Source organism: Lacrimispora algidixylanolytica (genome assembly GCF_003609635.1).
GTDB lineage: Bacteria > Bacillota > Clostridia > Lachnospirales > Lachnospiraceae > Lacrimispora > Lacrimispora algidixylanolytica.
Window position 1 is genome coordinate 34759 of record NZ_MCIA01000001.1, and the last position, 21271, is coordinate 56029.

20 protein-coding genes are annotated in these 21271 nt (G+C 37.8%); 2 read left to right on the forward strand and 18 right to left on the reverse strand.

Annotated elements, in window-relative coordinates:
• Positions 1-4: 4 nt before the first annotated feature.
• The 4 genes from BET01_RS00180 to BET01_RS00195 are packed head-to-tail and all read right to left on the reverse strand — an operon-like array spanning position 5 to position 5209.
• A complete protein-coding gene (locus BET01_RS00180) occupies positions 5-1072 on the reverse strand; it encodes a zinc-binding dehydrogenase (RefSeq protein ID WP_120194750.1) in 1068 nt (355 codons plus the stop codon).
• 9 nt (positions 1073-1081) lie between these two features.
• Positions 1082-2275: a class I SAM-dependent methyltransferase gene (locus BET01_RS00185; RefSeq protein ID WP_120195306.1), complete on the reverse strand. Its 1194-nt coding sequence runs from the start codon at positions 2273-2275 to the stop codon at positions 1082-1084.
• 20 nt (positions 2276-2295) lie between these two features.
• On the reverse strand, positions 2296-3237 hold the full coding sequence (locus tag BET01_RS00190; protein WP_120194751.1) for an NAD-dependent epimerase/dehydratase family protein: 942 nt from the start codon (positions 3235-3237) through the stop codon (positions 2296-2298).
• Between the two features lie 37 nt (positions 3238-3274).
• Complete coding sequence (locus tag BET01_RS00195; RefSeq protein WP_120194752.1) at positions 3275-5209, reverse strand: thiamine pyrophosphate-binding protein; 1935 nt, start codon at positions 5207-5209, stop codon at positions 3275-3277.
• A gap of 279 nt (positions 5210-5488) precedes the next feature.
• Between BET01_RS00195 and BET01_RS00200 the strand changes: the two genes are divergently transcribed.
• Both BET01_RS00200 and BET01_RS00205 read left to right on the forward strand, forming a co-directional pair.
• Complete coding sequence (locus BET01_RS00200) at positions 5489-6841, forward strand: cell wall-binding protein (protein WP_120194753.1); 1353 nt, start codon at positions 5489-5491, stop codon at positions 6839-6841.
• Positions 6842-7047: 206 nt separating this feature from the next.
• Positions 7048-7455, forward strand: a complete 408-nt coding sequence (locus BET01_RS00205) for a hypothetical protein (RefSeq protein WP_120194754.1) — start codon at positions 7048-7050, stop codon at positions 7453-7455.
• A gap of 45 nt (positions 7456-7500) precedes the next feature.
• Here BET01_RS00205 and BET01_RS21675 read toward each other — a convergent pair whose 3' ends face one another.
• The 14 genes from BET01_RS21675 to BET01_RS00275 all read right to left on the reverse strand — a co-directional run bounded on the left by BET01_RS21675 (position 7501) and on the right by BET01_RS00275 (position 21269).
• Complete coding sequence (locus BET01_RS21675) at positions 7501-7650, reverse strand: hypothetical protein (protein ID WP_166428711.1); 150 nt, start codon at positions 7648-7650, stop codon at positions 7501-7503.
• A 595-nt stretch (positions 7651-8245) separates the two neighbouring features.
• Entirely contained in the window at positions 8246-8761 is a 516-nt protein-coding gene (locus BET01_RS00210) for an IS66 family transposase (protein WP_330512353.1), read from the reverse strand.
• On the reverse strand, positions 8746-10329 hold the full coding sequence (locus tag BET01_RS00215; RefSeq protein WP_120194756.1) for an aldolase catalytic domain-containing protein: 1584 nt from the start codon (positions 10327-10329) through the stop codon (positions 8746-8748). Before BET01_RS00215 ends, BET01_RS00210 begins: the two co-directional genes overlap by 16 nt.
• Positions 10330-10367: 38 nt before the next feature.
• Entirely contained in the window at positions 10368-11012 is a 645-nt protein-coding gene (locus BET01_RS00220) for an acylneuraminate cytidylyltransferase family protein (RefSeq protein ID WP_120194757.1), read from the reverse strand.
• A 1077-nt stretch (positions 11013-12089) separates the two neighbouring features.
• Positions 12090-12929, reverse strand: coding sequence for a TylF/MycF/NovP-related O-methyltransferase (locus tag BET01_RS00230; RefSeq protein WP_120194758.1), 840 nt, complete (start codon positions 12927-12929; stop codon positions 12090-12092).
• A gap of 500 nt (positions 12930-13429) precedes the next feature.
• On the reverse strand, positions 13430-13762 hold the full coding sequence (locus BET01_RS00235; RefSeq protein WP_120194759.1) for a hypothetical protein: 333 nt from the start codon (positions 13760-13762) through the stop codon (positions 13430-13432).
• Between the two features lie 59 nt (positions 13763-13821).
• The gene (locus tag BET01_RS00240; protein WP_120194760.1) at positions 13822-14625 is read right to left on the reverse strand and encodes a glycosyltransferase family 2 protein; all 804 of its coding nucleotides are present in this window, start codon (positions 14623-14625) and stop codon (positions 13822-13824) included.
• Between the two features lie 14 nt (positions 14626-14639).
• Positions 14640-15695 (reverse strand): DUF115 domain-containing protein, encoded by a 1056-nt coding sequence (locus BET01_RS00245; RefSeq protein WP_120194761.1) that lies wholly within the window; start codon positions 15693-15695, stop codon positions 14640-14642.
• Positions 15670-16827: an acyltransferase family protein gene (locus tag BET01_RS00250; protein ID WP_158584951.1), complete on the reverse strand. Its 1158-nt coding sequence runs from the start codon at positions 16825-16827 to the stop codon at positions 15670-15672. Before BET01_RS00250 ends, BET01_RS00245 begins: the two co-directional genes overlap by 26 nt.
• 38 nt (positions 16828-16865) lie before the next feature.
• Positions 16866-17603, reverse strand: coding sequence for a glycosyltransferase family 2 protein (locus BET01_RS00255; protein ID WP_120194763.1), 738 nt, complete (start codon positions 17601-17603; stop codon positions 16866-16868).
• Between the two features lie 16 nt (positions 17604-17619).
• Complete coding sequence (locus BET01_RS00260; protein ID WP_120194764.1) at positions 17620-18009, reverse strand: HAD family hydrolase; 390 nt, start codon at positions 18007-18009, stop codon at positions 17620-17622.
• Positions 17994-19469 (reverse strand): aminoglycoside phosphotransferase family protein, encoded by a 1476-nt coding sequence (locus tag BET01_RS00265; protein ID WP_120194765.1) that lies wholly within the window; start codon positions 19467-19469, stop codon positions 17994-17996. The genes BET01_RS00260 and BET01_RS00265 overlap by 16 nt, the downstream gene beginning before the upstream one ends.
• Entirely contained in the window at positions 19466-20326 is an 861-nt protein-coding gene (locus BET01_RS00270; RefSeq protein ID WP_120194766.1) for a lysylphosphatidylglycerol synthase domain-containing protein, read from the reverse strand. The genes BET01_RS00265 and BET01_RS00270 overlap by 4 nt, the downstream gene beginning before the upstream one ends.
• Before the next feature lie 196 nt (positions 20327-20522).
• Complete coding sequence (locus BET01_RS00275; RefSeq protein WP_120194767.1) at positions 20523-21269, reverse strand: glycosyltransferase family 2 protein; 747 nt, start codon at positions 21267-21269, stop codon at positions 20523-20525.
• Positions 21270-21271 lie beyond the last annotated feature (2 nt).

Consider the following 21271-nt stretch of genomic DNA (forward strand, 5'->3'; position numbering starts at 1 on the left):
ACGTTCACTTCCAATCTATCTGAACCATTGCTTTAATCAAATCCCGAGGTTTTTCCTTCATCATACGAAGCGCTGTTTCTACTTCATCAAGGCCGTAAAGCTTGTGGGTCACCAGTTTCTCCGGATTAATTCTTCCATACTGGATCATCTTTAAGAGTCGCTCTATGCGGTTTCTTCCACCCTTTGCAAGCTCGGTATGAATGGTTTTTCCAGCCATTCCACGACCACCAGAAAATTTAGGAAAGGCAAGGCTTCCGGTTCCGCCGTAATAATTCACATTGGAAATAGTCCCGATGCCGTATCTTGCCATATCAACCGCCTGGGAAAAGACTTCATCCCCGCCTCCACAAAGAATCACACCATCGGCTCCAAGACCATCGGTCCGTTCCATGACCTGACTTACAATATCACCGTCTTTGTAGCTTAATACCTCAGTGGCACCAAATTCCTTGGCAAGCTGGGTGCAAATCGGTCTGCTTCCTACTGCAAGTATTCTGGCTGCACCTAAGAGGCGGGCCCCTTCTACTGCCATAAGACCAATGGGACCAATTCCCATGACTACCACAGTATCACCGATCTTAATGTCTGCAAATTCCGCTCCCGTAAATCCTGTCGTCACCACATCCACGCACATAAGCGCCTGTTCTATGGAAACGCCTTCTGGTATTCTTGCCAGTGTGGTATCTGCATCTGGAATTAGAAACTTTTCTGCAAAGACTCCAGGAATGGACCGTCCAAGCTGATGGCCGGAAAAAGGTGCGGAGGCATGCTTATAATTGCCCTCCTGAATTCCGGATTCCCTCCAGTCTGGAGTGATGGAAGGAACCGCCACCAGTTCTCCTGGTTTAAAGTCCTGTACCAATTCACCAACTTCCAAGATCTCGGCAACGCATTCATGTCCGAGTATTAAATTCGGCGCTTTTCTTGAGCCGCCACCGTATACCGTGTGAACATCTGAGGAACAAGGGGTGACTGCGACTGGACGAAGTATGGCTCCATAAGGAGTAAGTGTTGGTTCCGGTGCATCGTGCCAGCCTACCTTTCCGGGTTCGATTAAAACAAAAGCTTTCATAGGTTTTTCTTATATCCTTTCCAGATGATTGGATTTCAATGCCAGTATTTCTACATTTGGTCCAAATTTTTCCTTTATGATACCTGCGATTTCCTCGGTATAGCCTGGCGCTACGATTAAAATGGCATCCACAGGGTCAGCCATATAATGGTCGGAGGAAACAATTGGAAGATGGGAGGCAGGCGCATATTTTCCCTGTTTAAAAGGAGCGGAGTCAATGATATACCTGGCAAAAACTCCGATCCCAGTGGTAGAAGCAAGTGTAAATCCCTGATGACTGGCTCCCCAGACAGCAAGACGTTTCCCTTTTGCTTCTAATTCCTTTATAAGATGTTCTATCTCACTTCCAATGGTATCCTGACTTTTTAAAAGGCCTGATACATCTAGTTTCTCTGCACTTTTATTATACTCTTCCTGACCTGCTGGCTGCTTTTTCTTCTTTACAATGACAGAAAGAGTATCCCGGTTGATCATCTCTTCTTCCAGAACTTCAAAGCCTGCTGCTTCCACCGTGTAACGAAGGGTTTCAAAGGTATAATAGGCCAGATGATCCCGGATCAGCTCATAATAGCCGTCATACTCCAGAATGTATTCAAGACTTGGTACTGTAATCAAACCAATACCGTCCTCCCGTAAGTTCTCGGCCAGACAGCGAAGCATGGAAACTGGTTTCGGCTGATGCTCCAAAAAATTAAAGGATAAAAATCCGTCATAAGGACCGCTAGCGCTTCCATCTTGAGGAGCTAAAACATTGCCTTCTTCTGCAAACTGCTGCCAAACCTTAAGCCCCTTTTCCTTCGCCATAGCAACAAGAGTCTCCCTGTTTTCTATGCCATAGGCTTCCACTGGGAAGTTGGAAAGCACGGAGAGAAATTCTCCCTGCCCGCATCCTGCTTCTATCAGCTTTTTTCCTTCCAGATGATACGTATCAATTAAATGACGGTACTGACGAGTTCTTAAGTTTACCATGGTGGTGCTGTAACCGCCAGACCGGATCACGTCCTTATAATATGCCACAGGCTGACAGTCAAACTGCACAAGACCGCAACCACCACATTGAAAGAGATTAAGGGTGATCCCCTTATCCTCTAAAATTTCTTCTTTCCCTGGCATGTCCTGGGCAGAAGCTGGCATCTGGTCTAAGATCATCAAAGGATCTTCTTCCAAAGGTTTGCCACATACAATACAAATCTTATCTCTCATACCATAAAAATCCCTTCCTGTCAATATTTTTCCGCCTTATACGTCTTAAGAATCCCTTCTTCAAAAGTTACTGAAGGCTTAAAACCGGTTGCTACTATCAGTCTATTAATATCGGGAATGAGATTCGCTGGCCCCTCTGCATTGGGTTTTCTTCTTCCATAGCTATAGCTGCCGTGAAATCCTAAAACCTCATACATGGTACGGATATATTCCCTTAGCTGCCGGTTTTCTTCCTCCGGACCCGCCACATTATAAATTCCGGAAACCGATCCTTTTTCCTCTTCCATCAAAAGTCTCAGCGCCCGGATACAATCGTCCAGATATAAAAAGTTCCACATTTGGGTACATTCCCCAAATGAGATATATTCTCCACTCGAAAAGGTTCGCAGACAGCTCTCCACCAAAGACCATGGATGATCTCCAGGGCCGTAAACGCTAAATATCCTGGCATGAATATAATCCATGTCAGCAACTCCCTGTCGCTTCCAGTCATTCGTCTGCTCTACTGCCCTGTTTAAGAATTCCAGCTTTGCCTTTCCGTATTCGGAAATGGGACTGCATTCAATATCTTCTGCCATAGCGTCTTTGTGAATTCCGTATTCCGCCTGAGAGCCGCTAAATAGAAAGCGGCCGCATCCCAGGCGTCTGGCTCCTTCCAGAGCCTTTAAGGAGTCCTTCACGTTCTTTTGCTGAACTTCCCTTTTTAATCGGTTTTCACTTCCTGAACCGTCCCAGCCAAAATGATAAAATGCCTGACACGGTTCGGAAATCACCTGATCCAATTCGTGAAGCTCTTCTAATTCTCGTTCTATTATCATAAGCCCGGATCGTTCGCCCTTAAGACTGCTACGATTTTTTGATCCTGGGCGGACAACTGCAAATACGTTGTTTCCATCCTCTAACAACCGGTCCACCAGTGCACGTCCTAAAAAACTGGTGGCTCCTGTTACAACTGCATTCAAGGTGTTTCCTCCATAGCTTTATTCATTTATTTAAACTTTAGTCCTTAAGTCTTGGGATAATCATGTTACGCTCCATCTCTTCTTCTGAAAGAAATGGGGACAAATCCTCAAGAGGAGGGGAAGCCATGGTTCCGTCAGGAAGACGCTTTGCGGAAGACTTTGGTTCAAAGTTCTGTTCCCTACTTACAAAAATATCACAAATTACAGGTCCTTCCATGGAAAGAACTTTCTCTATCTTCTGGTCCAGCTCACTGTTATGATGAATGGAGACGTAAGGATATCCATAAGCAGCGGATAGCTTCTCCATATCAGGAAAGCTTAAATCCCTGCTGTCATCCCCCACTCCAACCAACGGCTCCCCAAAAAAGTTTTTCTGGGTCTGACGAATGGAATGGTATCCACCATTATTAATTAAGAATATCTTAATCGGCATCTTGTGATAGATAATGGTCTGGAGTTCCTGAATATTCATCTGCAAACTTCCGTCACCAGTGATTAAGATAATATCCTCTGAGGAATCTGCCATACAAGTTCCTATGGCTGCCGGAAGATCATAACCCATAGAGGCAACGGCTGAGTTTGTAATAAATCTCTGGCCTTTTTTTATGACACAGGCATGTCCTCCAACCACACAGGCAGATCCATTGCCTACCACTGTAATCTGATCTTCTTTCAGCTTGTTTCCAAGTTCTTTCATAAAAGCATATACATTGGTGAGTTCGTGATCTTCTTGCTCGTAATGTTTTGGAAGTACAACCGGATAGTTTTCCTTCCACATACTGCAGGTCTCATTCCAGGTCAGACCATCGATTCCTTTGCCGCCTTTAAACAGAGGAGTTTGCTCTTCTGAATGAAACTCAGTGTCAAGAACCTCTTCTAAAACCGTAAGGAGCTCTTTTACATCGGCATGCACTCTCATATCTGCATGAATGGAAGGCTTTTTAAGCTCCTCCTGATCAATGTCATTGACAATCACAAAAGCTTCTCTTGCCCATGTCTTATAATTGTAGCCCACCTGACGAATGCTTAAGCGGCTTCCAAGAGACAAAACCAGATCGCTGTTTTGAATGGCAAAGTTACCGGCACGGTCTCCCATGCCACCGCCTCGTCCCGTATAAAGGGGGTGGGTATCCCAAATGCTGTCCTGACTGTTCCAGCCAGTCACCACAGGAACTCCAAGCTTTTCTACTACACGAAGAAATGTTTCGTGAGCTTGTCCGATGCGAATACCATTGCCTGCATTGATGACAGGACGGGAGGATTGCCTTATCCTTGTTAGGATCTCCATTGCAATATCCCTTGTTACTTTCTTTGGCAGTATCTGACGATTCTCCCCATGACCTGCCTCGTCTTCCTTAATCTTAGCATCGCTTTGGGAAATCCAGCCGTCTCCGCCATCTTCATAATCTTCTGGTGAAAATCCAATGAGTTCTTCTGTCTCAATATATCCCCCCTGAATATTTAAGGGGATGTCAAGCCATGAGGGGCCTGGACGACCAGAAAGTGCCAGGTAAATGGCTTTTTCCAGACAATACCGAATCCTCATGGGATCAATCACCATCTCACTGTATTTGGTCATACAGTCCACGGCCTTAACAATATCAAATTCCTGGTCTCCCATAGCACGTATGCCCACACCAGACCATCTGGCTGTGGTGTCATAGCGCACCTGACCGGACAAAATTAACATAGGAATGGAATCCAGCCAGCCTCCAAGTACACCGGTTAAGGCGTTGGTTCCCCCAGGACCCGTAGTCACGCAAACAGCAGCAAGCTTTCCCTGAATTCTTGTATAGGCTTCCGCTGCGATGGCACATGCCTGCTCGTGATGATTGTAGAGACAGTTTAGCCCTTCCTGGTGACCAAGAGCATCGTTTAGATGCATGGCACCACCGCCTGTTACGGAAAATACTTGGGTTATCCCAGATTCTAAAAGCTTTTGGGAGATATAGTTGGATACTTTCATTCTCATGTTTCTTCGCTCCTTTTTAAGGAATGTTTTTATCTGCTTGTGATTATACCACACCAACCTTTATTTTCCTATTAAAGTTTTCTTACTTTCTTATGGCTATGGACGTAAGGGAAACCCCTATACTTCCTCACCTTTTTACTTGTTATGCTATCTCTTTCCATATCTACCATGAAACCTCACTATCTTTGAGTCTTTCAGTTGGGTTATAATCGCAGAGTAATGCAACTATGGATTTTCGGCCACGATACAACTTATTACAAAAAAGGAGAGAACATATTTATGAAAAAGCATTTAAAATTGATGGCTGTATTATCCGCTGCCGGTGTAATAGCTGCTGCAGCTCCAGAACTGGGTATCTTAAGTAATGCCACAACTGCTTACGCAAAAGCAAATGGCTGGGTGGAAGAGAACGGTTCTTGGAAATTCTATGAAGAGGGCGACTATGCTGCGACCGATTCCTGGAAGAAATATGGTGAAGACTGGTATTATTTAGATGAAGATGGCGAAATTGCTAAAGCCAAAGAAATCGACGAATACTATGTAGATGACAGCGGTAAAAGAGTTACCAACCAGTGGACTTCTGTTAAGAACGACAACTATTGGGACTCCCCTGATGCACCAGAAGTGTTCTGGCATTATTATGGAAAAGATGGCAAGGCTATCGTATCCAAATGGCAGAAGATCAACGATCAGTGGCATTATTTTGACGAGCAGGGTCAGATGTTAACTGGTAAAGTTGAAATTGAAGGTTCTACATTCTATCTTGGCGACGAAAACGACGGCGCTAAAAAAACTGGCTGGTTTGAACTTGACAGTGTAAGTGATGATTCAGAGAAACCTCTTTCCTGGTACTATTTTGATAAAGACGGCGTTATGATTAAGGATATGGTTGATAAGAAAATCAGCGGTTCTTACTATACGTTCGTAAATGGAGAAATGCAGACTGGTTGGTACAAACTTCCGGTTAAAGCAACTTCATCTGAAGCGGCCGAAAATACAACTGACAATGCAGCATCTGCAGCAGGATATCAGTACTATGATCCTGACAACGGTACAAGAGTTGATGGCTGGAGAGAGATCGAAGGTATCACTGGCGTAAGCGTAGAAAACGAAACCAACTGGTTCTTCTTTAAGGATGGCGCTCCAAACTTTGCTAAAAAGGGAATCGCGTTATTTAACGTAAGCTCACAGAAATATGGATTTAATACAAAAGGTGAAATGCAGACTGGTCTTAAAGTAGTTACTTTAGAAAATGGAACGATTGCAAACTTCCACTTCTCTTCTAACGGTACCATGGACACAGGTAAGCAGACAATCTATAATGAAAACTTAGATGAGAACGAGATCTGGTACTTTACTACCTCTGGCTCCAATAAGGGACAGGGCTATACTGGAATCCTCGATAACACAGTGTATGAATACGGTTTAAGAAAAGAAGCATCTACTGATTTGAGAGTGGCTCCTGTTTCTCTTAACAGTGTTAATTATCTGGTAAATGCAAGCGGCGTTCTTCAGACCGCATCCTCTACTTCCAAGTCTGTTATAAAACCAGAGCTTGGTGCAGGATTCAGAGATTACAAAGATGCCAACGACAAAATATTTGTTGTTAACACAAACGGTATCATTCAGTAAGATAATCATTGCAAATAAATTACTAAAGATTCATCCGTTCAGATGAAAGAAGCCCACACGCTTAACGCGCTGTGGGCTATTTTTTTGTCTTTTCTATAATTTTTATTAATTTTGTTGATTTTAGCGTTACATTTTCCTTTGATTTACGTTATATATTATAGAAGTAGACTGTTTTTACTATAGATTAAGAAAAAAGGAGGAAACTAATGAGAGAATTGTCCGTGTACTATTGTTCTAAATGCGGTTACTATGGATATTATCAACTTCAGCGCAATGCGGTTTGCCCTAAGTGCAGGGTTTCGATGGCTCCGTTATCAATCAGCTACCAGGCTTTCATGGACCTATCCTGCGAAGATAGGGATGAATTGCTTTCCCAACATATAATTGATTCCTCTTCTCCCTATGTTCAACGCCTCTTGGCGCCACACAAGGAAAATAATAGTCGGGAGATTATCGCCCGGATGGGAGACCGCATCACCGATTTAGAAATAGAGAACGAAAAACTAAATCAAACCATTGAATGGATGCATCAAACAATATGGGAACTCGTTCGCAAGAACAAGGGAATCGTTCCTGACGACAAACAAAACTCTAATCAAGGGATTGACCCCTGACGGAGATACTCCCGGGAGTGCCCTGCACTCCCTGACTATCCCCTGTCAGGCAATCTTATCAACACTTATGTACCGACCAAGCAATCTGTTCAGGGTTTGATTCAATTTTTCAATCACTCTATGGAGCTTCATATTTTCTTCTGTTAATCTTTCATTCTCAAGCTCTATAATCCGCAGCTTCTCAGCATCTGTCATATAGAAAACCCTCCTTTTTATCTGCTTTTCTAGTAACCACTATAAGCTGTTTCCAACGGTTTGAAAAGCATAATTAATCGCAAAATTCGACAAAAATTTGTATATTTTGTATATATATTTATAATATTTGATGAAAAAGTGGTTAAAGTACAATATGTATTGATGGTGCAAGAATGAAACACAAGATGTGCTTTTTGGATCGTTATATTATTGTCGATGAAATATGTACTAAAAATTGCTTTTTTCAAACTATATAAGACTATTTTCTATTTATTTTAAATTGATGGGGTTTTAACCTTAATTGAGACATATTGTCAATTTGGGTGAAACGTCAAAATGTTCGGGGATTTGCATTTAATTTGAGGGGTGGTAAATGGTGGGGAGCTCTGGATTGGTGAAGCTGTATTGATGGGTGTATTGATGTTGCATTAATGGTAAGCGCTACATAAAATAATGTATTGCTATTTCTAATCTCAATGGAAAAATCAGAAATTACCATTTTCCAAGCTACAGGATCGCTTCATTGCTTCTGACCATGGCATCAGTTCTTCTAAGATACTATCGGGCTCATTTTTGTAGTCCAGCATCTTGTCCATTACTGTTTCCAGGTAGAGACGCCATTTGCTTTTGCTGTTTCTGTAAGTGTATAGACTACAGCACTTGCTCTGGCACATTTTATCGCAACATGAAATAGGAAGTTTTTTCTTCTCATAACATATGATTTTACAGCTCGTTCCGCTGCGTTATTACTTATGGAGCATCTCCCATTCTGAAGATAGTTCTCCATGTAAGGGCGTTGGTTTTCGGCATAATTAATAGCCTTGGCAAGCTTTGATCCGTCAAAGGCATCCTTCCCGTTAATCCATTTCCAGAATGCGTCAAGTACTGGTCGTTCCCGCTCAAGACGCTGTTTCTGGAGTTCTTCTGGTTTTAAATCTTTCAAATTCTTTTCAAACTGAAACAGCTGTTCGCAGTAAGCATACCCGATGTATGCCGGTGAGGTTTTTGCACTTGCTCCCTTTGTCTTAGGGATTGCTTCAAACATATATCTTCGAAGATGTACCCAGCATCCGCACCGGATGATATCACCTTTTACTATACATACTTTGATTCAGTTAAAAATGTGATCTTTATATCTTTTGAAATCTTACTTAAAAACTCTCTATAAAACTCATTACGCATAATAGCCTGTTTTTCAGTAACTGGTATTCTCATTGTTATGTCATAATAGTTCTCATTGATATTTACGGAAAATCCATCAAAACCAGCCAGAAAAATTTCTTTAACATTGCATTTTTTCAGCAGATTAATAATCATTACACCAGAAGAATCTTGTGTTTCTCCATCTACAACAATCCATTTCTTGTAATCAATTACATAGATGCTTTCCATTGAATCAGTAGTAACACTAGATGGTGCTATAATCATTTTACCAGCATTCACGGCCGTATTATATGCATCTTTCCTCGTCGTAAATATATAATCAGTATCAAAAATTTTGAAATTATTAAGACTTACAGAAACGACATCTTCTTCTTTAATTAAAGCTTCTATATTATCAATATGGCGAATCACATTCTTACCTGGAGCTATCACAACAACTCGTTTGTTGATGAATTTTTCCTGTAATTTTTTAATAGTATTTACGTCATCAAATGACTTGTTCGAATTGTATGTCTGATATAATTTTTCTGCATAATCTTTATCAAAAGAGTTTCTTTTGTCATCACAAATCATTCCAAGTAGTTCTGCAACCTGATTAACTGGAAGCATATGCTTCTGATAGAAGTAGCCTGCATAATTTGGTGTACAATGGTTAACAGATGAAAGATAATACTCGACTGAATAGCCCCAGTACATTTCGTTGTGAATGACATTTATGACCTTATCAATCACCTCGAGTAATGGTGTAATCTGATATTTTTTGTCATAATAAAGATTAAGATGTTCAAGGAAGAGTTCTGTATTAAGATTACCTGCACCTTTTCCCATTCCCATTATAGAACAATCTAGGATCAAGTTACGATTTGTTGGAAACTGAAGAAACGTCACTGCATTTGAATACGAAAGTTGCAAATTGTTATGGGAATGAAAACCTATCGTCATCGAAGATAATAGATTATGATCAACAAGATTCAAAATCCTATTCATATCATTCATTCGCATCTCACCGAAACTATCCACAATATAGAAGGCAGTTGCATCAGGAAGTTCTTGATTGACTTTTTCAATAAATTCAATCAGTTCTTTATCTGAATAACGCATAATCGTCATCGGCTGAATGAAAAATTTATAACCCTTATCAATAATTTTCTTACCTGCAGAAATAATATCAAAACAGTTATTTTTGTGAAATGCCATACGTATTCCATCAATACTACTCTCCAAACGTTGTTGAAGGTTATCCAAATCAAATTTATCATAATCCATCATAGCGACATAGGTAACTCCAGCCTTTTTACTCCTCAAAAAATGCTGAGTTATCACTTGATCGTTGATAAATTGCGTCCGTCCCTTCTCAGATCCTTTCTCTGCATCGATATATCCCAATTCGATAATATCTACCCTGGATTTTTCTAGCGCACATAAAACCGACTCCATATAAGCTTGTCCAAAATTAAAATCATTGACACATCCACCATCTCGTAAAGTTACGTCAAGCACTTTTAAAGAGTTCATGCTATCCTCCTAAGTCTATAGAAATTCATTCAATTTAATTATATTTCAATATTAAGTAATGCCGATGCCAATTTAAAATCTTCCAGATTATTAATATCCACCGCTTCTTTTAATGATACCTCTTTAACAAACGGTTTTTCTCCAATCCTTCTGTGATACCTTTCAAAAACTTCCCTTGTGAATACATATATTCCGGATGTTTCTCTATATATTGGCTTTAAATCTTGGCTTCTTGGCACATTTGTAGCATTAAAATTTAAGGGTTCTCCATCCTGCCAAAGATAATCCTGTATTTTTGAAGCGCAAAAGGCGGAATCATATTCTCCTGATTGCACTACTCTAATACATTCAGCCATTGTCTCTACCGTTATAAAGGGGGCTGTTGCATGAGCATATACATATATATCAGCATGAACCGTATTCATGAAATTTTCAAATATCTGCGAAAAGTTTGATGTCGGCAAATCTAAATAGGCTGGACGCTGGATAAAGTTCACCCCATCGGACACAAATGGAATAACATCCTCACTGCTGCAGTACACGTTGATACTATCTAACATCCCCGTTTCTTTTAAACTATCCAACTCATATTGAATAAGCGGTTTGCTTCCAAGTAGCTTTATGTTTTTATTGGGAAGCCTTTCATTATTAAGTTTAATGGGCATAATTGCTACTATTTTCATAATTTTTACCATTCCTTTCGCTCAAGGCACAAATAAGTTATGATAAATGTTGTGCCCATCCTCTCTTTGATTTATAATTTTCATATGTAATAGCAATACACTACAGCGCACGGAGAGATGAGTGGCGAACTTAACCTGCGTAATTATATGTGCCGCCATCTTTTAAAGAACAAACAAGTGGGATATTGAGCCCGGACTATTATCATTGGTAATAAACCATTTTTATTTAGTCGCAAGATGGCAGTCAATGATGCTATTCCTATCTCTTTTAAGGTGGTTATACTTATGATGAGGCTCATTTACCCCATCTGCTGCGGAATTGATATCCACAAAAATGTTATCGTTGCAACCATCGTCAATACGAATTGTTCTGGAATCTCTGAATACAATTAGAAATCTTTTTCTACCATCAACTCTGATATTCGAAATTTTCACAACTAGCTAATCGAAAACGACCAAAAAACGTCGTGGTCATAAGAACGCAATCATTGCAATTGCAAGAATGATTATGGTCTGTATCTATCACATTGTTTATGAAAAGCAACCTTTAAATCCAACTGATTATGCGGAATTGATGGATCCACATTTTAATCAACCCAAAGTAACACTAGATGATGCAAATGTTTTTGCCTATCTTGAAGCACAAGGTTACAATACTGCTTAATTGGATAAATACAACGATAATTAATATTTACCTCTCAATACTTCTGAAAACAAGGGTTTTAGTAACCCCTAGTTAAAGTTGCTTTAAAATCCACTTTATTTTTCACTCTTTACTCTCCTACATAACTATATAGTTCTTAATTAAATAACTATATATCTTTATTCTGCCATGCGCCGATCTACCTTATCTTAATAGTATATATTACAATTTCAAATTGATACGATTATCAATTGTACATATGGATTTCCAGTCGTCTTTATGCTCTTATCACCTCAACTTAGGAACATATCAAAAAAAGATTCCATCAATGCCACGAATGTACAACATAGCTAAACTTTCTTTCATTCCCTAACAAAAAAACTTCTATTATATTTAATTTCTATTGATGTGAAATAATGATATAGTACGTCTCTCTATTTTACTACTAAAATACTTTTTTCATCACCTATTGGAAATGTTTTAGCCCCTGTCTCCTCTACAAATTCAATAACTGCCTGTTTTAAATTTCGATAACTAAATATATCAAAATAATCATGAACAAGTATTCCACAACCTTCGATCATTTGAGGATAAAAAAACCTTAATGCTTCAAGTGTCGGTTTATACAAATCCATATCCAAATTAACAAAACAAAATTTGTCTTCAACTCCAAATAAAGTATCTGGCACATAACCTTTTTTTATAATTACATTATTAAGATTTATCATCTCTGATTTTACTAATTCAACCGAAGTCTCTTTGAAATAATCACCCTTTGTCGAATTATCAGAATAACCACTTTCATATTGAATATCTCGCTCATCAAATCCTTCGAATGTATCAAATAAATACAATTTTCTATCTGGAAAAAATTTATTCATTAAGGCAGCAAACTCTCCCCTATACACACCGGCCTCCGCTACATTTCCATTAATATTCTTACGATATATTTCTTCTGCATAGCATTTTAAAAAATTATTTCTTGCTAGTACATTTGTTTCCACAAAAAATTTTGAAATTTTGCTACGTTTTATTCCCAGATCTAATAGACTTTTTACAATTGGCTGCATTGCAACTGATGCAATATATATGATATCAAATTCCTGTAAAAGGATTTCTTGCGGACTCAATATTGGCAACCCTTCTAATCTACCCTTTACAAAACTATCAGCAAATGCAACTATTTCCACTTCTCCTTCCTCACATATATGTTTATATAGTGCCTTGCCAGTTCCACCCGCTCCAAATATTATTACTTTTTCCTTATTTACCATATGATAATCCTTTATCCTTTCTTTAAAACCTTTTTATTAACGAGATTATCAGCAGTTTTTGATCATTTGACTTTACTTTATTCTATCTTTTGATTGAGATCATTAGTTCAAATCCCATACCGCTAATTTTATCAATATTAATATTAATATTGATAATTATAATTAACTTTCCCTGCATAGATTTCCAAACGAAGTCTGAATAAATAAGGCCTGGGACTTCATCCATTCATCCAATTAACCTTAGGAGATATTTGTAATTTCTGTTGGAAGGTTAATTAATTGTTCAACAAATAGAGCCATTAGGCTCGTAAGTGCATTGGTCAGATCCATGTCCTCATTTATCGAGAACATGGAAAATAATTCACCATAGGCTTTCTGGTCATTCTGGTTTCGTCGTATCCATTCCAGTATAATATATCTGACTTACCATGGCATTAAATCTACGGTTCTGAAATTCTGTACCCAGTTTCATAAATGATTTGGATGCTTTGAAGAATACCTCAATTGACCATCTCTTGCCGTAAATCCGTACCAAGAATATCTGGCATTTCATATTCCTGTTTAATTACACCTAAAGCATGTATAATACAGTCCACAGGTTGGATAGTTGGTGATGCCAATTCCAACGGACGCTTAATAGGAATATGATCATATATTTTAGCCTCATAAAGAATTTTTATATCATCGCTACTGCAAAACATTTTCTCAATGGTATTAGTATGTCGAGCAGCATTAGCCGGATAGTATAGCACCGGGTGACCTAAGCATTCCAATACATTCTTGTCTTTCAGAGTATTATTCCCACGACCTGTGAGTAGCACATAAGTTTTCATAACCTTTCCTCTGTTTAACTAAGATTCACCAGTTTAGTTCCTGTGTTAAACCCATATTTTCAACCGCTTTTTGCTCTGCCCTTCATTCTCCAAACCACCCTATGCGGTATAAGCCCTACAATCAAAGGTTTAATAACATAAATCCACCCCTCCGGCATTAACCCAAGCCTCCGAAATCCTCTATAACGTACAATTGCTTCATCTATCCGATATCGATACAGCCTTTTTTTCTTCATTACATTCACGTTTAGAAAATACCGCAGCAATGGGCGTTGAATGTTATACCCCCTCAGACTTTGGGCATACAATCTCATATAAAGGTCATAATCCTCAGTCCTTCTGGTAACTTTAGATTCATCATATCCTCCGACACGCTCCAGGCATTCTTTTCTGAACATAGGTGTTGCAAATTGTGCTCCCCATAAAAAATCTCGCTTTTCAGGTTTTTCCTTTACCCGAAAATGACCCGAAACAATCTTTTCCCCATCGAAACAGTCCACAATGCTGGAAACAAAGGCATATTCGAAATGTGTGTCCAGAAATCTTTTTTGCATTTCAAGACGTTCTGGGTAACTATAATCGTCCGCATCCATTAATGCCACATATTTTCCTCGAGCAACATAAATACCACGGTTTCTCGTCGCCCCAGCAAATCTGTTTTCTGTATTGGTAATCACTAGAATTCTATCATCTCGTCTACTAATTTCTTTTATTACATCAGAAGTTACTTCATTAGAAGCATCATCACATATAATCAACTCAAAGTTTGAATATGTCTGGTTCAAAATAGAGTTAACTGCTTCCTCCAACAATGCTCTTTCTTCATTATGGACTGCCATTACCACTGATATATCTGGATACATATTAATCTTCCCTCTTACCGCTTTCTTATGGAATCAAAATTCACCCTTGGATACACCTCTAAAGTTCCTCCCCTTGTGGCATTAAAAATTCCAACTCCTAACTGATCACAAAACCATTTAACAGAGGCATATGCACTCGTTACATATGCAACCGATTCGTCAATATCAATAACACTTTTGTTCATCTCCACCATATCTTTTTCTGTAAAATAATTACCTGAAAAATGATTTTGAGCCTTGGGATCATATTCTCGTTTCCCATCTTCATTAATTTTAATTGGAACGGTATTATCCACTCCTAACAAGTAAATCTCTTTAAATCCCATATAGACTGCAAAATTAATTAACTTGCATGTAATCGTACCGTAAAAATGGACCCCTCTTAAGATATCCTCATTAAACCATTGAGGTTGCCTCTCTACCTGAATAAACGGATAATAAACGGCATCCTCAATCACAATATTATTTCTCACAATGGACTGAGCACATATCAGCTTTGGAAATCCCTTTATTTCTCGTATTTCGTCCTGGTACATCTCAATATAATCCAAATCAGAAGCCCCCCATATGTTAGGGCGCCACTCTGTCTGGTCAAAAATTAGATTAATACGCTTCGAAGCAAAACAAAACTCCCCGTTTTGTCTTAGAATCTCTAAATCTGCAGTATTTAGAGATGGACCGTTCCCTATCACAAAACACCGTTCTCCTGCATGCGTATTTTTTAATGCGCTAAGTCGCTCATAGTTACCCGGCACTACTTGTTCAATTACTGCCAACTGCAAAGAAGATATCATATTGTCATATCCGAATTTTGTCATCCAAAGGTCTTCATGAGTTTCATGTTTAGAATCACTTAGAACTTTTAATATATCTTCCTTTGTATTCTGCATTTCTTCAGATAAACTCCTACATTTTTCATCAAACTTAATCTCAATCCCTTGTTTACCTTGCTGGAATTGATGATTCAGAAGCTCAGATTCTCTTCGTAAAAGCATTGTCTCCTGACGTAATTCGGTTACTTCCTGACGTAGTTTAACTAATTTATTAACTGGCCATATTTTTTCTATCATAGATCATTTCCTCCATAATTAACTTTAAGCGCTTAGCCGTTTTGACAACATTTCTTTCAATCTTGCCTGCTAGCAGCCCCGTCATAATACCAAAAACCAGATAAAGCAAGCCCCATTGAGTAAGCCCCTTAGGGAAATAAGTCCACCATAGTTCCGTCTTATATGAAACCCAATCAAAGTCATGACAATATTTCGTATATTTACATATTATAGCAAATAAGGTCTTCGCAAACATAATACCCAGCAAATGATGAAGCATTATGGAATATGTATTATCTGCAATTTTTAGCATAAATAAGTTATTCTTTAGAATTGGCGTTATTATTCTCGCTATCCGTATCCAAAAAGCTATTCCGGTAAAAGCACAGATGTATGGTAGAATAACACCATCCTTAAAATTACTGCAAAATGCCCAATCATAGTATGGCGGATAACCAATTCTGGTAATAATCGCCAATTGTATTATAAATACAATCCCTAAATAATATAAGCTTCTTAGATTATCCTTTCTTTCAATATTGTTCCTATATAGATTTCCGGCTGCATAAAAAGGTAGAAATATTAACATACGAAAAAGCACAAGATACCAGCCAAAATTAAAACCTTTACTACAAAAATAGACACCCGTCATGCCTAAAAGCAGATACGCTACAAAAGTGAAATAATTCCCTCCAATACAGGCTAGAACCTTTCCAAATATCTTTTTATACATCACATGAAAAATCTCTACACAAAATAGAGGAACGATAAACCAGCCTCCCAAATTATAGATAAACTGATGCCCAGTCAAAATTGGAGTTAGCAAAAGATTTCTCAGTGTAAATTCTCCTCCCATGGAAAATCCTTTTGCCTTTAATAGTATCACCAAAATGCCATAAATTACATTCCAAAGATAAAGAGGAACCAGTAGCCGCTTTACTTTATTCCACATATAAAGAAAAAAGTTATCTTTTGCTTTTTCTGAATAAAAATATCCCGAAGAAAATACAAAAATACCAAGGTGAAAGGAATACAGATGGAACCAGTTTGTCATAATATTTAAGCCACTGTTAGCACTACTATGACCCGCTACAACAAAAATAATACCCAGAACATACAACACCTTAAACTGATAATTAATCTTTTTTTCCACTAACCTATCCCCTTTGGTAATCATATGCATTGCCTATATCATCCCTGATAAGAGCTCTTAAATACGTCTAGTTCCTCCGGAGTTCCCAGAACATGAATTTTTTCCTGCTCCACAACTGATATGTAAACGCTCCCATTCTTGCTCCTAATCAGATAATTGTATAACGGCGCAACGTATTTTTCACCTTTTTCCAAATTTTCATCAGAAGAATAATATTCTTCATATAGCTCTTGATATAACTGACAAGACTTAAAATAATATGCTCCTAATGTGCAGTAATCTGAAATCCTAACCTTTTCCCGAACTTCCTCTGCCCGTCCACCATCGTCGAGCCTCACAAAGCTCCAGTGATCTCCCTGCCCCTTAAAGCATGGAATGAAGCCATCACCCTTTAATTCCTTATCATTCATGTTGAATGCTTCTACATAAGTATCTATATTATAAATTAAAAGGCCATGGTTAGGAGTCCAAGCATTCTTTGCCAGTAACGCCGTAGTAGCCTGTCCGTCCGTCAGATAATCAATCTCTATCACTTCATGTTTCAAGATCCCTAGTTTTTCACATTCATGGCCTATAAACTCCGCTGGAAAATCAATTCCTCTCACCACGAAAATATAATGATCCACAATATCCTGATAACCTTTTAAACTCAGCATAGACCACTCAAATAATGTCTTTCCATGTACCTCTATCATATATTTCGGCACTTGGTACCCAGCTTTTTTAAAACGGCTTCCTTCGCCTGCCATTGTGATAACAATATCCAACTTTTTCATATTCCACCCACTCCTTTTATAATTTCGACCTCTCACAGATATTTTTTAATTCTTCTGGAGTATACTTCAGAAATTCATCTGGGCGCACTGCTCTATCATCAACATAAAAGCCGCTTGGCCCTGGCCACGGTTTACCATATATAATCTCATTGTAAGGTATCTGCCACCTGTCCAACCACTCCAGCAATACCTTCGCTGTATGAGCATTGATTAAACCGATATTTCCCTGATAGCTTTTCATATTTCTAGAGGTATACATTACGATTTTTGCGCCATTTTCATTATAATATCTGAGTCTTTCCACCATTTCACGATGAGGTATCAGATCCTCATATTTTTCTTCCATGCTTTTGATTGGGCAAAGAGTACCATCAATATCCACCACGAATGTCATTTGTTCAAACATATCTCTACCTCTTCCAATATACCTATTGCATTTAAAATAAAACCGAATACTTTTTGTGGATTATCCATATGTAATGGAAGCATGGATAAAAATAAAGAGCATTCATAAATTCTGATTGCCAGATAAGAAAATCCATTGTCTTCCGCATATTTCCGAAAGAGTTTCTTAAAATCACCGTTGTCAAAATCAATATTTAACTGGAAATGCAAATTGTCATCCAGACTTATTTGATATAATCCATTATTGAAGAAATCATATCTCCCACATATAGAATGAGATAATTTTACCACGTCATAATATGGATTGGTCCACAATTTATCTTCTTCTAAGGCTCCCTTTGGATCTATTAACTTTAATAAGTCTGCCTCTTTATTGAATAACATATTTGAAAAACAAAGATCCCCATGACCAATCACACTGATATACTCAACAGCCAACTCCTTTCTTATACGTTCATACAGTCTTTTATAGTGATTTACAATTTCATCTAAACTATTATAAATTCCTCCTCTGGAAATAAATTCACGAAATGCTGGATAATGTTTGTGTTTTTTTAGTATTTCTATCCTTTCATCTAATTTGTCTAAGTACAAATAGTTTTCAATTTTTTGATACTCTTCTCTCGAAACACTTTTTCTTCCCCTAATTGATATAAAATGAAACGCTTTTTTTAACAGTTTATCACTCTCATCTAAATCAATCGCTCCATGAACCCAACGAATTGCTAAATCAGTCATATGGTATCTTTCCATGTCATATGAAGCTAATTCCTCTGTTTCTCGATAATTATAAGGCATGACAAACCAAGACTTCATATGATCCGGAAGAAGATGCCAGAATTCATACTCCGCTTTTATTTTGTTTTTATCTCTGGAGGATTTTGTCACTACATATTCATCACCAATTACTGCATTAAAAAACCTAGCGTCAAAACCGCCAGAAATATATTGTAAAAAATTACCATGAATAGACAAGTTGAAAAATGCATCTGTTTCTATCATTTCAAACCTATAATCAGATTTTTGATAAACAGAGTTATCATTCAATATAGACGCATACTTTTCAAGAAAATCACAATACTGTCCAATTTCTTTCATAACAAAGCAGGTAGGAAAATTACCTGCCGAAATCCACAAATAGTTTTCATGCATATACGGAACTTTCTCAATAATAGTCCTTGCCTTATCTACATCCTCTATTACAAAGCTAGAGAAAATATGGAAAACCCGGGTGTCACTGTCAAATGTTCGGACCTTTCTTAAAAGCTCTTCCAACTGCCATGCATTATCGAATTCTAATAAATCATCCACCTGGCCGCCCAGATCGCCCACAAATTCCAAGAACTTATTTCTAATGCTCTTTCTCTTTAATATCACTTCTCCGAAAGTCTTCTCACCAACAATACTTTTTATAAAGACATTTGGTTTTATATGATTATCATATACGCATACTACTTTCATTTTATCCTCTTCCTAAATGACAGACCATATATTCCAACAGCAGCGAAAACGACCAGTACTGCGCTAATTCCTACATATAACGTAACATACCGATTGTTACTTCCAACAAAAACCGAGTTCATATAATCAACAAATTGTATCATCTTAAATGCATCACTCAATCCCCATGCCAAAAGTAACAAGATTCCATATTCCATCAGCCACGTAATGCTAGAAAGTATAAGAAGTATCAATCCCCTGCCTTTAATCAGTTCCGTCGCATATGTATACCATCCATTGGTCTTATCTAGTAATACTAAAGCCCTCACCCCATTTTTTGAGTTAGTCTCCATAATCAGGAACTTATTCATATAGTGGTAAGTTGAAGGAAATATTTTATAAATCACCGTCATTAACAAGACAAACAGAATTAAAATAAACACAACAGGAAGAAGCGTTTTTGTAGTAATGGTTGTAAAACAGAGTAGTAAGATAAGTAACGGAATTGTATCGAAATATCGATCAATCATTACACAAAGAAAACTCAGTTTAATACTTTTCATTTCTTTTCCATAACAATAAATCCTGAAGATTTCTCCCGATTTAAATGGCAGAGCAAGATTCACCAGTGTCGTTTTCATATACACTTTTATGAACCGTTTAATAGTTATACGCCTCTCCAGCATAATCAAATACAACCTTACTGCCTTAATTACATAAATCAAACCTGCCCACAAAAATGCTGATATGATAACAGCCAGATTTTCCTTAATCAAAATATCTATCACATTTGCATATACGGTATGTATTAACAATCCTATTGCTATTACTATAATTATAGAATTTACAATATAGTATCCTATCTTTTGGTCTTTCATTTTATCCCTCTGTATTTGAATTGGCTATCTGTATATTATAATGTACTTTCGGTGCTTTTCTTAGACCATAATTCTTTTTTTATATCCATTTTATTTTAGCATATACCACCTTAATTTTCAAATTAATAGCAGATGATGAATAAATACAAAATCCATGAGTCATCACTCCTGACATAAATACAAAAAAACAATCTGCCTAATGATCTTTTTCATAGTTTCGTCCTGTTCTATTAGCAGCTACTCCCAACTCATTTTTTAGGCTACGGCTATAGGAAAAAACACGCCTTACTAATCCAATACGCGACCTCATTCCCGTATTCCAAGTAGAAGTTCCTGCATTCCTCTCATGCTGGATAACACCAAAACGATAAATCTCAAGTCCTTCCCGACATGCCAAGTAATATACATATAAGTCCAGAGAAAAATCCTTTGGAGGACATTTCCACTTATCATAAAATTTTCTAGAAATCAAAGTTGGCTGGGCATTAATATCCCACATGAACTGACCTAAGTATAATGATTCAAATAAGCTCATCCCTAACGTGAATACAGTATCAATGACTGGTCTCTTTTTCCTGAATCCCCTTAAAAACACATCGTCGGGATACTGATGCTTTTTTAAATATTGAATAGCTTTACATATTTCTCTTGGATAAAACTGCATATCCGCGTGAAGCCACCCTAAATAGTCCCCTCGTGCTTGTTCTAGTCCCGACAAAATACCAAAACCATACCCCTGATTTACTTCTACAGTGACCACCTTAACAAATGAATATGTATTAGAAATATTCTTTAACACTTGTGCACTATTATCCGTAGAACCATTATCCACTAAAATCAACTCAATAGGATATTTTGGGGCAGTGATTTCATCAAAAGCTTCTGCTAGACGCTCTAAATTTTTTTCTTCGTTATAACATGGAACAATAATTGAAAACAGCATCT